This is a genomic window from Bradyrhizobium sp. 142, from assembly GCF_023074015.1.
In the GTDB taxonomy this organism is placed as follows: domain Bacteria; phylum Pseudomonadota; class Alphaproteobacteria; order Rhizobiales; family Xanthobacteraceae; genus Bradyrhizobium.
The window spans coordinates 30582-43402 of sequence record NZ_JADPKQ010000200.1 but is presented as its reverse complement, the minus strand read 5'-3'; the positions used below and the strand labels follow the sequence as shown (position 1 = coordinate 43402).

Annotated in this window: 12 protein-coding genes; 1 reads left to right on the top strand and 11 read right to left on the bottom strand. The window is 64.4% G+C overall.

Annotated features, from left to right (window positions below):
* Positions 1–23: 23 nt before the first annotated feature.
* From IVA82_RS18435 to IVA82_RS18395, 9 genes are all read right to left on the bottom strand, one after another.
* Complete coding sequence (locus IVA82_RS18435; protein WP_247390256.1) at positions 24–1001, bottom strand: ABC transporter permease; 978 nt, start codon at positions 999–1001, stop codon at positions 24–26.
* Entirely contained in the window at positions 998–1948 is a 951-nt protein-coding gene (locus tag IVA82_RS18430; protein ID WP_247493440.1) for an ABC transporter permease, read from the bottom strand. The genes IVA82_RS18435 and IVA82_RS18430 overlap by 4 nt, the downstream gene beginning before the upstream one ends.
* A complete protein-coding gene (locus tag IVA82_RS18425; protein ID WP_247390253.1) occupies positions 1941–3464 on the bottom strand; it encodes a sugar ABC transporter ATP-binding protein in 1524 nt (507 codons plus the stop codon). Before IVA82_RS18425 ends, IVA82_RS18430 begins: the two co-directional genes overlap by 8 nt.
* On the bottom strand, positions 3461–4855 hold the full coding sequence (locus IVA82_RS18420) for an FAD-linked oxidase C-terminal domain-containing protein (protein WP_247390251.1): 1395 nt from the start codon (positions 4853–4855) through the stop codon (positions 3461–3463). Before IVA82_RS18420 ends, IVA82_RS18425 begins: the two co-directional genes overlap by 4 nt.
* A 74-nt stretch (positions 4856–4929) precedes the next feature.
* Positions 4930–5814 carry an intradiol ring-cleavage dioxygenase gene (locus IVA82_RS18415; RefSeq protein ID WP_247390249.1) on the bottom strand — a complete coding sequence of 295 codons (885 nt, stop codon included), beginning with the start codon at positions 5812–5814 and terminating at the stop codon, positions 4930–4932.
* 15 nt (positions 5815–5829) lie between these two features.
* Positions 5830–6732 carry an NAD(P)-dependent oxidoreductase gene (locus IVA82_RS18410; RefSeq protein ID WP_247390246.1) on the bottom strand — a complete coding sequence of 301 codons (903 nt, stop codon included), beginning with the start codon at positions 6730–6732 and terminating at the stop codon, positions 5830–5832.
* 21 nt (positions 6733–6753) lie between these two features.
* Positions 6754–8127, bottom strand: a complete 1374-nt coding sequence (locus tag IVA82_RS18405; RefSeq protein ID WP_247390244.1) for an amidohydrolase family protein — start codon at positions 8125–8127, stop codon at positions 6754–6756.
* 4 nt (positions 8128–8131) lie between these two features.
* Positions 8132–9211, bottom strand: a complete 1080-nt coding sequence (locus IVA82_RS18400) for a maleylacetate reductase (RefSeq protein ID WP_247390242.1) — start codon at positions 9209–9211, stop codon at positions 8132–8134.
* Entirely contained in the window at positions 9208–9531 is a 324-nt protein-coding gene (locus tag IVA82_RS18395) for a Dabb family protein (RefSeq protein WP_247390240.1), read from the bottom strand. Before IVA82_RS18395 ends, IVA82_RS18400 begins: the two co-directional genes overlap by 4 nt.
* A 107-nt stretch (positions 9532–9638) precedes the next feature.
* Between IVA82_RS18395 and IVA82_RS18390 the strand changes: the two genes are divergently transcribed.
* A complete protein-coding gene (locus IVA82_RS18390; RefSeq protein ID WP_247390238.1) occupies positions 9639–10562 on the top strand; it encodes a LysR family transcriptional regulator in 924 nt (307 codons plus the stop codon).
* Between the two features lie 40 nt (positions 10563–10602).
* On the opposite strand, the gene IVA82_RS18385 is transcribed toward IVA82_RS18390, so the two are convergent.
* Together IVA82_RS18385 and IVA82_RS18380 are read right to left on the bottom strand one after the other, a co-directional pair.
* The gene (locus tag IVA82_RS18385) at positions 10603–11229 is read right to left on the bottom strand and encodes an NAD(P)H-dependent oxidoreductase (RefSeq protein ID WP_247390236.1); all 627 of its coding nucleotides are present in this window, start codon (positions 11227–11229) and stop codon (positions 10603–10605) included.
* 3 nt (positions 11230–11232) lie between these two features.
* The gene (locus tag IVA82_RS18380) at positions 11233–12810 is read right to left on the bottom strand and encodes an isochorismatase family protein (RefSeq protein ID WP_247390234.1); all 1578 of its coding nucleotides are present in this window, start codon (positions 12808–12810) and stop codon (positions 11233–11235) included.
* Between the last annotated feature and the right edge of the window lie 11 nt (positions 12811–12821).

Sequence of the window (12821 nt, the reverse complement as noted above, 5' to 3'; positions counted from 1 at the left end):
TGCTTGTTGAACTTTCAAGAAACTCATTGCGCGCGGCGCCGGGTCTTCATGTCGAGCCAGACCGCGAGAATGACGATGATGCCGGTCACGAGCGGTTGCCAATTGGCACTGACCGCCAAAAGGTTCATGCCATTCAGCACCAGGGTCAGGATCAATGCGCCGATGAAGGTGCCGAACACGGTGCCGACGCCGCCGAACAGCGAGGTGCCGCCGATCAGCACGGCGGCGATCGCCGGCAGCGTCAGGCTTTCACCGATGTCGGCCTCCGCCGAATTGAGCCGCGACAGGAAGATGATCGACGCGAGCCCCGCCATCGTGCCGGAGACGGCGTAGACCAGCAGCAGGCGGCGCGCGACCGGGATGCCGGAGAGCCGCGCCGCGACCGGATTGGCGCCGATCGCATAGATCTCCTGACCCCAGATCGTCCGCTGGGCAAACAGCGTTCCGATCCCGAGGAACACCAGCAGCAGATAGACCGGAATGGGGAGGCCAAACAGATAGCCGCTGCCGATCTGGCGGAATCCTGCCGGAAAGCCGTGAAGAGTCTCGCCCGCCATGTACCAGTAGGTCAGGCCGTTCAGCACCCAGAGCATGCCGTAGGTGGCGATGAAGGAGGGGATGCGCAGCGCGGTGACCATCACGCCGTTGAGCAGCCCGACGATGCCGCCGCAGGCAAGCCCGGTGAGGATGCCGAGTGCCGGCGAGCCGGTCTTGTGGATCACGGTCCCGGCGATACAGGCCGACAGCGCGACATTGGCGCCGACGGAGAGATCGAGGCCCGCGGTCAACACCACGAGGGTCAAGCCCGAGGCGATGAAGAACGTCAGGCTTGCCTGCCGCAGCACGTTGAGGATGTTGCCGAGGCTGAGGAAGGAATCGCTCAGCACGGCCAGCACCGCGCAGATCAGGAGTGCGGCGAGCAGGCGATAGAACACCTGGATCGCGTCCTGCGACAGGAAGGAGCGGGGCGGCGCGATGGCGTCTTTGGTAATGTCGGTCATGCGCGGCTCCGAAGGCCGTCCAGGAACAGTGCGACGATGACGAGGACGCCGACGCTTGCGACCTGCACCGAGGACGGCAGCGAGATCAGATTGAGTCCGTTGCGCAGCACGCCGACGGAGATAACGCCGAGCAAGGTGCCGAGCAGCCAGCCGTTGCCGCGCTCGAACGAGGTGCCGCCGACCGCCACGGCTGCGATCGCGTCGAACTCGAGGCCGAGGCCGGCGGTCGGATGACCGGAATTCATTCGCGCGGTCATCAGCAGGCCGGCGATGCCGGCCATGGCGCCGCCGATCGCGTAGACCGCGATCAGGAGCCGGTTCGGCGAAAGGCCGGCATAGCGTAGCGCCTCGCGATTGCCGCCGAGCGCGAAGATGTAGGTGCCGAAGCGGGTATGATAGAGCAGCGTGTGAAACCCTGCATAGGTCACCAGCGCCATCACGATCGGAACAGGTACGCCCAGCAGCGTTGCCGAATAGATGTCGCGCACGCTGTGAGGGATGCCGACCACGCTCTGGCCGTCGCTGACAATCAGGGACAGGCCCTGCGCCATGCCGAGCGTGCCGAGCGTCGCGACGAAAGGTGGGATGCCGAGGATCGCCACCAGCCAGCCGTTGATGGTACCGAAGGCCGCACCGACCAGCAGGCCCGCGCCGAGGCCCAGCAGCATCGACTGGGTTGCGAGCGATACGATGGCGACGCAGAGCGAGGTCAGCGTCAGCACTGCGCCCATCGACAGGTCGAGCCCCTCGGTCATGATGATCAGCGTCATCGGCAGCGCCAGCATGGTCAGGATCGTCGACTGCACCAGAACGTTGGAGAGGTTGGCGACCGAAAGAAATCCGGGTGCGATCACGCCGAACAGCGCGACCAGGAGCACCAGTACGACGGCAACGCCGGGAATGCGTTGCAGTGGATTGGGCTGTGAAACGACCGCGGCCTCACGCATGATGCATTCCCAATCGCACGATGTTCTCCTCCGTCAGCTCGCTGCGCGTCAGATGTCCGGCGATGCGGCCCTCGCGCATCACATAGGCGCGGTCGCAGACATGGCAGATCTCGACCTGCTCGGACGAGATCATCAGGGCGGCGGCGCCTTCGGCCACCAGCCGGTCGATCAGCGCAAAAATCTCGGATTTGGCGCCGATATCGATGCCTCGAGTCGGCTCGTCGAATATGAAGAGTTTTGAACCGGCAGCCAACCATTTGCCAATCACGACCTTCTGCTGGTTGCCACCGGAGAGCAGGCCGACGGTCTGCCGTGCGCTCGGAGTGGCGATTCTGAGCTGTCGGATCAGGCCCTCTGATGTGCGCTGCGCGCGGCGCTGGTCGAACAGGCCGCGCGGGAACAGTTTTCGCAGCGCCGAGACCACGAGATTGTCGCCGACCGAGCGCAGCAGCGCGAGTCCCTCGCTCTTGCGGCTCTCCGGGATCAGCGCGATACCCCGGCGGGCTGCGACGTCGGGCTCCCCGATGATGGGCTTGCCGTCGAAAACGATCTCGCCGGAGGTTATGGGATCGGCGCCGAAAATGGCGCGCGCGACCTCGCTGCGTCCCGAGCCGACCAGCCCGCACAGGCCGACGATCTCGCCTCGGCGCACCTCGATGTTGATATCCGAAATCCCGGTGGACGAGGCCAGGCCCTTGACCTCGAGCAACACCTCGCCGGGCTTGTCGACAAAATTGCGCGGATAGGTCATGTCGACGTTGCGCCCGACCATCATGCGGACGAGCTGGTCCGGGGTGACGTCGGCGGGACGGACGCCGTCGATGCGGCGGCCGTCGCGCAGCACTGTGATGCGGTCGCCGAGCGCGAATACTTCCGCCATGCGGTGCGAGATATAGACGATGGAAACGCCGTCGGCCTTCAGCCGCGCGATCAGCGCGAATAGCAACTCGGTCTCGCGGTCGGAGAGCGCGGCCGTCGGCTCGTCCATCACCAAGATGCGCGCGTCCTGGCTGATCGCTTTTGCGATCTCCACCATCTGCTGCTGGGCGACGCCGAGCTTGTCGACGGTGGTGGACGGATCGATGTCGAAGCCGATCATGCCGAGCACGCGCTTGGCATCGGCCAGGATCTTGCGGCGGTCGATCGTGCCGGGAATGCGTCCCATCGGCTCGCGGCCGAGGAAGATGTTCTGTGCGATATCGAGATGGGGGACGAGCGAGAATTCCTGGAAGATCACGGCAATGCCGAGTTTCTGCGCATCCGCGGTCGAGGTGATCGAGACTTTCTCGCCCTTATGGTAGAATTCGCCGGCATCGGCGCGGTACGCGCCGAACAGCACCTTCATCAGGCTCGACTTGCCTGCGCCGTTCTCCCCTAACAGCATGTGGACCTCGCCGGGAAACACGGCAAAGGACACGTCGTCCAGCGCCTTGACGCCGGGAAACTCCTTGCTGATGCCACGCAGCTCAAACAGCGGCGCAGGCGAGGGCTCAATGGCGAATGCCGCGGTGCTCATGCGTGCGCTCTGCTTGCAAAGATCTTTCCGGGATTCATCAGGCCGTTAGGGTCGAGCGCGGTCCTGATCGACCGCATAACGTCGACGGCCTCGCCGAGCTCGTCGGCGAGATAGTCGATCTTGCCGAGCCCGATGCCATGCTCGCCGGTGCAGGTGCCGTCCATCGCAATGGCGCGGGCGACCATGCGGGCCTGAAGCGCCTTGGCGCCTTCGATCTCCTCCGGCTTTGCGGGATCGACCAGGATCAGCATGTGGAAATTGCCGTCGCCGACATGGCCGACGATCGGGGCGACAAAACCGTGCTGGTCCGCGTCCCGTCGCGTCTCGGTCAGGCACTCCGCCAGCCGCGAGATCGGCACGCAGACGTCCGTGATCACGGCGCGCGTGCCGGGCCGCAAGCCCAGCCCAGCATAGAGCGTGTTGTCGCGGGCGTGCCAGAGCCGGCTGCGGTCTTCCGCCGCCTTCGCCCAGGCAAAGCCGTGACCGTCATGCTCTGCGGCAATTGCCTCCGCGGCTTCGGCCTGCTCGGCAACGGAAGTGTCGGAGCCATGGAATTCGAAGAACAGGGTCGGGGTTTCGCGATAGCCGAGCTTTGCGTAGGCATTGATGCCGCGCATCATGACGTCGTCGAGCAGTTCGATGCGCGCCACGGGAATGGCCGACTGGATGACGGAGATGGCAGTGTCGACGGCGCCGTGCAGGCTGTCGAAGCTGCAAACGGCGGCCGATATTGCTTGCGGTACGGGATGAAGCTTCAGCGTGATCTCAGTGATGATTCCAAGCGTGCCTTCCGCACCGACGAACAGCCGGGTCAGATCGTAGCCGGCGGCCGACTTCCGCGCGCGCTGTGATGTGCGGATCAAACGGCCGTCGGCCAGCACGACCTCAAGCGCCATGACATTGTCCTTCATGGTGCCATAGCGCACCGCCATGGTGCCGGAGGCCCTGGTCGATGTCATGCCGCCGATCGAGGCATCGGCGCCGGGGTCGATCGGAAAGAAAAGACCAGTGCCGCGCAGCTCCGCATTGAGCTGCTTTCGGGTGATACCAGGCTGCACGACGACATCCATGTCGTTCTCGTGCACCGTCAGAACCTTGTTCATGCGCGCGAAGTCGAAGCAGACGCCGCCCGCGACGGATGCCGCATTGCCCTCAAGCGAGGTGCCAGCGCCGAACGGCACGATGGGCATGTTCGCGCCGGCGCACAGCTTGACGATCTCCACCACCTCCATCGTCGTCTCCGGCAAGACGACGATGTCGGGCGGCAGGTTGCGGTAGTGGGATTCGCTCTGGCCGTGCTGATCCAGCACGCCGCGCGCGACGCTGGCACGTGCGCCGATCATGCCCGACAGGCGATCGGCCAAGGCGGCAATGCTGACCCGCGGTCCCATCATCTCTCCCCGTCTGTATCCTCTTGCGAACTCTTGTTGCGGACTCTTGCCGGCCCGTTTGGTTTGTGTCCGGCTTAGGCCGCTTGCGCGTTGCTCGCAACCTGCTTCAGACCGAAATCATAGTTGAGGTGGAAATAGGTCGCGTCCACCATGCGACCATCCGGCGCACGGCCGGGCGGGCAGCATACGAATTCGCGGATCAGGCTGTCCTTGACGCTGAACACTACATCGCTGTCGAGATACTGGTCGCCGGCGACGAACACATGCGTCACCAGTTGCTCGAAGCCAGCTGCGGAAATCATGAAATGCACGTGCGCCGGGCGCCAGGGATGACGACCCTGCGCCTCCAGCATCTCGCCGACCGGGCCGTCATGGGGAATCGGATAGGCGGCAGGCTTGATCGACCAGAAACGGAAGCGGCCGTTCTGGTCGGTGTGGAAGCGCGCGCGCATCGCGAGGTCGCCGATCTTGTCGAGTTGCTGCACGTCGTAGTAGCCGTCATCGTCGGAATGCCAGACGTCCACGACCGTGCCGGCAAGAGGCCGTCCGTCGACGGTCGAGACCGAGCCGGTCACCAGCATCGGATCGCCCTTCATCGGGCCGGAGATGTCGTCGCCGCTGTTCTTCTCAGGTGAGGCCTGAACGAAGAACGGTCCCAGCACCGTGGTCTCAGTCGCCCCTTCCGGCACCGGATGGTTGATCGCGTCGACCAGCATGGAGGCGCCGAGCGTGTCGGACAGCAGGATGAATTCCTGGCGCTTATCGTCGCACATGTGACCGGTGCGGGTCAGGAAGTCGATGCCGTATTCCCATTCCTTCTGGGTCGGGCGGACCTCGCGGAGGAACGCATGAAGGTGCCGGACTAACGCTTCGCTGACCTGCTTGATCCGGGGATCGGTTGCGCCCGCGATTCGCTCCAACACCGCGTCCGTGATCGTGTTCTCGTTGAAGTTTCGCACGTGCGCCTCCGTTGATCAGAGTTTCGGCTCACCGAGGCCGGATAGCCGTTCGAGATGCTTGACGGTCGCGATGAAGTCGGTGTCGCCATCGCCTTGCGCGACCAGCGAGCCGTAGGTCTCGCGGACCTGCGCGGCGAGCTGCAAGGGTACGCCGACGGAATGGCCGGCACCGAGGATGAGATCGAGATCCTTGGCCATCTGCTTGCAGGAGAAGGTGGAGTCGAAATCGCGCGCCCGGAGCGGCGCGGTCTTGTACTTCACCATGGGCGAGGCCACCGCACTGTCGTTGAGCACCTTCAGAATGTCCTGCCAGGCGATGCCGCCCTTGCGTGCCAGCGCAAGGCTCTCGGCCATCATGGCGGCGGACACTGCGATCATCAGGTTGACGGAAAGCTTGGCGTAGCGGGCTTCCTCGCCGGCGCCGAGATAGGTCTGGGCACGGGTGAAGGCGGCGAACAGCGGCTTTACGCTTTCGAACGCGTCCTTGGGGCCCGAGACGAAGCAACTCAGCGCGCCGGTGTGAACGATGCTGGCATTGCCGGAGACAGGGGCGCGTAGATAGGAAATGCCGCGCGCCTGCGCGGCGGCCTCGACTTCGGCAGAGGCCGCGGGGCTCACGGTGCTGGTCTCGATCAGGACCGCTCCGGGAGCCATCGCGCCGATCAGACCGGTGGGACCGAGCACCGCCGCGCGCAAGGCCGTGTCATCCGGCAGGGACGTGACGATCGCGGCGCGTCCGGCAACCGCTTCGGCCGGCGAGGCGGCGATGCCGATGCCTTGCGCGCGCGCCTCGTTGAGCCGCGCCGCGTTCCGATCGAACGCGGTGACGGCGTAACCGGCCTTGGCGACGAGCACCGACATCGGCAGGCCCATTTTGCCGATCCCGATGAAGGCGATATTCTTCGAAGCGTCTGTCATTGTTGTTGTCCGTTTGCGCCTTTACGCAGCGCGTCCCTGTCGTTCGATGTCCTGCACCAGCCGCTGGCCGGATTGCGCCAGCAACTCCTTCTTCGACTCCAGGCCCTCAGCGAGTAGCCGACCATTCCGCTTCTTCCAGATGCCACCGATCATGACGCCTTCGATATTGGCAGGGCTGGTCTGCATCACGACGGTGGAAACGGGATCGTGCACCGGGATGAGGTTGAGATCGTTGGCATTGATGATGACGAGGTCGGCGAGTTTGCCCGGCGTCAGCGAGCCGATCTGGCGGTCGCGGCCGAGCATCCGCGCGCCTTCGGTCGTGATCCAGCGCAGTGCCTCGCGCGCGGGAATTGTTGTCGTCGCTGGAATGGTGCCGCTGGCCTTGCGCGCCTCCGCATTGTCCAGCGCCCGCTGCATCGAGAGCGCGACCCGCGCGGCAGAGAAGAGATCGCCGGCCAGCACGGATTCCAGGTCGATGCCGATGCTCGGGCGCACGCTCCGCTTCAGGAGCCGCCCCGTGATCGGGAAGCCGTGGCCCTGGATCATCTCGTTCTCCGGCGTCACCGAGAAGGACACGCCGAGATCGACCAGGCGATCGAGCAAATCGTCAGGAAGATCGTTGCCGTGAACGATGTTGACGCCGACGCCGACGAGGCCGGTCTCGATCAGCTTCTCCCAGCCGCCCGGCGTCTTCGCCGGGCCGCCGCCCTGATGCATCGAGGCGATCAGCTTCAGCTCCTGCGCCATGCGGAAATCATGCATGGCGACGTCGAGGGTCGAATAATGCGGACCGAGAATGGCAAGCCCGAGCGTGACGAGGCCGTCGCGGTCGGCGAGGGGGCCGGCCAGCAGCCGCTCGATTTCGCGGCGCGGATGCGGCACTTCCGAGAAGTGGGGCTCGCCCGGCTTAGGCTCAGGCTTCGGTGAGCCGTGGAAGAACGCGGCGCGAATGCCGCTTTCGATCAGACCGCGCACGGCGGCGTCGGTATGATCAGGTGTCGGATTGTTATGGCACCAGTCGACCAGGGTGGTGGTGCCGCAGTTGATCTGGTTCAGCGCGCCGACCAGCGTCGCGATGTAGATGTCCTCAGGGCGGAACACGGTGGCAAGGCCGGCATGCATACGGCGGAAATATTCGAGCAGCGTCCAGTTCGCGGCATAGCCGCGCAGCGCGGTCTGCCAGGTGTGCATATGCGCGTTGATGAGGCCGGGTATGACGATCCGTCCCGTGCCCTCTACGATGTCGGTTTCGGCCGCGCCGCTGCCGAGGTCGATGGATGGGCGCACCTCAACGATGCGATTTCCCTCGATCAGCACATCGCCAGTGCGAAAGCCGCCAATCCTGTCATCCATGCTGATGACGGTGGTGGATCTGATCAGCGTGCGCTGCATTGCTTCACGCCGCCGCTTTGGTTGCGCTCGGCGGCTCGCCGGCCCAGGCGCGCGCGATCAGGTCGCGGATGGCGTTGCGTTCGAGCGGGCGCGGATTCCAGTAGGCATTGGTGACGGCGAGGTCGGCCGCCTTGTCGATGCCGTCCTCGGGCATCCCGACATCTCGCAGCGCAAGCTTTGCACCCAGCCGCTTCGCGAGGTCAAAAAGCCCCTGCGAGGCCTCGGCGGCACCGATCGCGCGCGAGATGCGCGTCATCGCGTCCGGCACTGCGGGTGCGTTATAGGCTAGCGCATGCGGCAGCACGATAGTGTGAGTCTCGGCGTGCGGCAGATCGAAGGTGCCGCCGAGCGTGTGGCAGAGCTTGTGATGCAGCGCCATGCCCACGGTCCCGAGGCACACTCCACACAACCAGGCGCCATAGAGCGCCTCGGTGCGGGCCTCGCGGTCGTCGCTGCTGGCGGCGATAGCGGGCAGGGCGCGGGCCAATGCGCGAATGCCCTCTTCCGCCATCAGCGGGGTGACGGGATTGGCGTCGCGCGCGTAGAGCGCTTCCACCGCATGCGCAATCGCATTGATGCCGGAGGTCGCAGCTAGGCTCGCCGGCAGCGTCAAGGTAAGATCGACATCGTAGATCACGGTCTCCGGCAGCACCGCCATGTCTCGCACCGTGGTCTTCAGGCCGTTCTCGGTCTGGCCGACGATCGGTGTCATCTCGGAGCCGGCATAAGTGGTGGGAATGCAGAGCTGGTTGACGCCGGTGCGCAACGCCAGCGCCTTGCCAAGTCCGGTGGTGGATCCGCCGCCGAGCGACACGACGCAGTCGGCATCGCACGCCTTCATCGCCGTGAGCGCACGCGCCGTGACGTCGACCGGCGTATGCATGGTGGCGCCCGGAAAAAGCCCGGCATAGAGCGGGCCGAGGGCCGCTCCCAAGCTTTTGCCCTGCGCCTCCTGCTGCGGCGTCGTCAGCACCAGCGCGCGCTTGCCGCCGAGCCGCTCGATCTCGGCCTTGGCGCTCGCAAGTGTTCCGCTGCCGAATACGACGCGGCAAGGCAGGTTTTCAAAGGTGAACGAACCGATCATGCGCCGGTCTCTTTGATGGGATAATCGACCTGGAAGCGCCCGGTTCGCAAGTCGCCCAGCGCCTCGCGCACGCCCAGATGTTCCGGGTGGGTGGCATAGGCGGCAAGCGCAGCCTGGTCGGTAAATTCGGTGAACAGCACGACGTCGCAGGCGTAATCGACATCGCTGACGTCGAGGCCGACTTCGATATGGGTGAGACCGTCGATCCGGCCCTTAAGGCCTTCGAACAGGGTCTTAACCTTCATGCGGGCGGCGGAGCGCTCCTCGGGGGTCTCCCCGCGCAGCCGCCACATCACGATGTGCCTGATCGGGCCCGACATTTCCCTGTTTCCTCGCCTTTATCTTGCTTGTCTTCAGGCCATTTTGCCTTGCGGGATACGGAAATAAAGGCCAATAATTGTAAGTCTCTTTTCCTAAAAGCGAAAAAATGGACCGCTTGCTGCAATTGGAGGTGTTCTCCAAGACCGCCGAGCTTGGCAGCCTTTCCAAGGCGGCCGAGGCGCTGCGCATGTCGAATGCGGCTGCCAGCCGCCACCTCTGTGCACTCGAGGAACGTCTCGCCGTCCGGCTGATCGAGCGCAACACGCGTCGCTTGTGGTTGACGGAGGCAGGGCAGGAACTGCTCGAGCGTTGCGGCCCGGTTCTGAGCGAATTGGCGGAGGCCGAGGACATCGTCAGCGATCGCGCCTTGTCGCCGCAGGGCACGCTACGCGTCACGAGCTCGCTTTCCTTTGCGGTGATCTATCTGGCGCCGATGCTGCCGGCCTTTCGGACGCGCTATCCGAAGCTCAACCTGCAAATCACCACCGCCAACCGTTACCCCGATTTCATCGAGGCAGGTATCGACGTGGCGATCCGAACGCGCGAGCAGGAACCGGATTCAAACATCATCGTTCGCCGCATCGGCCAGATGCGCCGCGTGCTGGCGGCCGCGCCGTCATATCTCGCGAGCCACGACCTGCCAGAGCAGCCCGCCGATCTCGCGCGTCACAACATGCTGGTCTACAATCTTGCGAACGACCCGTATTCCCTGCGCCTGCGCAAGGGCAATGGAACGCAGACGATCCGCCTCACGCCGACACTCGATAGCAATGACGGTCAGGTCATCCGTGGAGCGGCGCTCGCAGGTCTCGGCATTCTCATCCAGCCGCTCTACATCGTTCAGAGCGACATCGCGGCGGGCCACCTCGTGCCGATCCTAATGGATTGGGAGCTGCCTCTGCTCACCATGAACGTCGCCTATCAAAATCGCGCGGGACTGCCCGCCAAGATCAGGGTCTTCTCCGATTTCCTGGTGACGTACATCCGCGAGCATTCGCAGCCCGGGATCTGGATAGACGCAACGAAATAGTTTGCGAAAGCCGATGAACCCGTTTCGCGGCGCCGGAGCCTCAAAAGCTCGTCGCCATGGCAGCGAGGCGTTGCTCGGACCTCTCACGCGCAGCCACGATCGGCTGCTGCGGTCCGGTGGTTGGCCCAATCGGCACGAAGCGGACATTTCTGATGCCGACGAAGCGCAGGATTTCTCGCAAGTAAGGCGTCGCCATGTCGATGCGGCCGCGGTTCATTCCTGTGGCGAAATCGCTGCCGCTGGCGAGGATCACCAGCGTCGGCCGGTCCTTCAGTAGCGGCAGATAACCCTGCGAAGGATCGAACGTAAAGGTGAGCCCGGGCTGGACGATGATGTCGAACCACTGCTTGAGCTTGTAGGGAATGCTGAAGTTCCACATCGGCGTCGAGATCAGCACCCGGTCGGCAAGTGAGAAGCGCAGCGCCATTCGCTCGGCTTCGGCAAAGCTGTCGCGTTGCGCGTCGTTGAAGGCTTGCGCGTTCATGCGCGCGTACTTGGCCTCGACGATCGGACCGGAGAATTCCGGCATCCGTTCCCGCCAGATGTCCATGACATCGACATCCCAGTCCGGCCGGGCCTGGCGAAAGCCGTCAAGGAAGACGCGCGCGCACGCACTCGATTCGGAATCGGCGCGGGGCGAGCAGGACAGGTGCAGGAGCTTTGCCACTCCTTATCCCAGCGCTCTGATGACGACATCTGCCCTCGTGACGACCGCGACGTTCTGCATGGCGAAATTGATCGAGGCGTTGTGCCAGTCGGCGTTCATGGTCGAGCAGCAATCCTCGGGGACGATCATGAAATAACCCTTGTCGGCGCCGGTCCGGGCCGTGTGCTCGACCGACATATTGGTCCATGCGCCGGTGTTGATGATCATGTCGCGCCCCGTTGCCTTCAGGATCGTCTCGAGTCGGGTGCCTTCCCAGGCGCTCATCCGCATCTTCTCGACGACGAAATCGCCAGGTCTTGGCTCGAGGCCGGACACCGGTGCCGCGCCCCAGCTTCCGCGAACCATCGCCTTGCTGTCGACCAGCCCCTCGAACAGCGGCGCGTTCAGCGTGACCCCGGGTGCGCCCGGCTCGACGACGAACCAGACATGGATGATAGCGACGCCCCGGGCTCGTGCGGCCTCCGCGAGGCGACGGACGTTCTCGACGACATGCTGTTGTTTTGCGTGGCCCGGCGCGCCGGATTCGGCGAAGGCGCCGCCATCCATGATCACGTCGTTCTGGAGATCCTGTATGATCATGGCGCAGCGCTGCGGATCGAGCCGCATCTCGCCATCGGCGAGGATAGGCGCTGCAGGCGAAGAGCTTGCAGTCGCGGCGCCACCACCGCGCCGGCCGCCGCTCATATATGGCTCATGGCGCGGGCCGACCTTGGTCGGAATCGCATACACCGAATGCGTCGAGGTCAGATACAGCGTGCGGAAATCGGGACCGCCCCAAGAAAGATTGGCGACCAGTTCCGGCAGGCGCAGCTTGCCGAGCAGCTCGCCGCGTGGCGAATAGACCCAGACGCCGCCAGGCGCAGTGACCCAAACATTGCCTTGCTGGTCGCATTTCATGCCGTCGGGCACGCCAGGCTCCAGCTCGGAGCGGATGCCACTGACGAACACCCGCGCATTCGACAGTGAGCCGTCACCATTGACGTCGAACACGCGGATCAGCGCCTGCACGGTGTCGTTGACATAGAGCAGTTTCTCGTCCGGCGAGAAGCATAGTCCGTTCGGCTGATCAAATAGGTTGCGGTCGACAACGAGCTTCGGCTCGCTGCCCGGCATGATGCGATAGACGCCCTGGAAGCCGAGCTGTCGTGGCCGCTCGACGCCATAGACCGGCATGCGGCCATACCAGGGATCCGAGAAATAGATCGCGCCGGAGGAGTGCACGCAGACGTCGTTCGGACTATTGAGCTCTTGGCCCTGGAAATGTAAGGCAAGCACCTCGCGCCGCCCGTCCGGCCGCTCGCGGACCAGCGACGAGGTCCCGTGCTCGCAGACGATCAGGTTGAGCTCGGCGTCGTAGGTCATGCCGTTGCATTTGTTCGACGGACGTTTGACCTCGACGACGCCGCGCCGCGCATCCCAGCGCCGGCGCACGTCGGCCGGCATGTCCGAGAACAGGAGATAATGGTCGACCGGATGCCAGATCGGACCTTCCGTGAAGTCGAAACCGGTGCCGACCTGCGCGACCGGCGCGTAGGGATCAATCAGTGTCTCGAATTCGCTTCGCAAGGTGACGTGCGTCATCGGTCGATCCT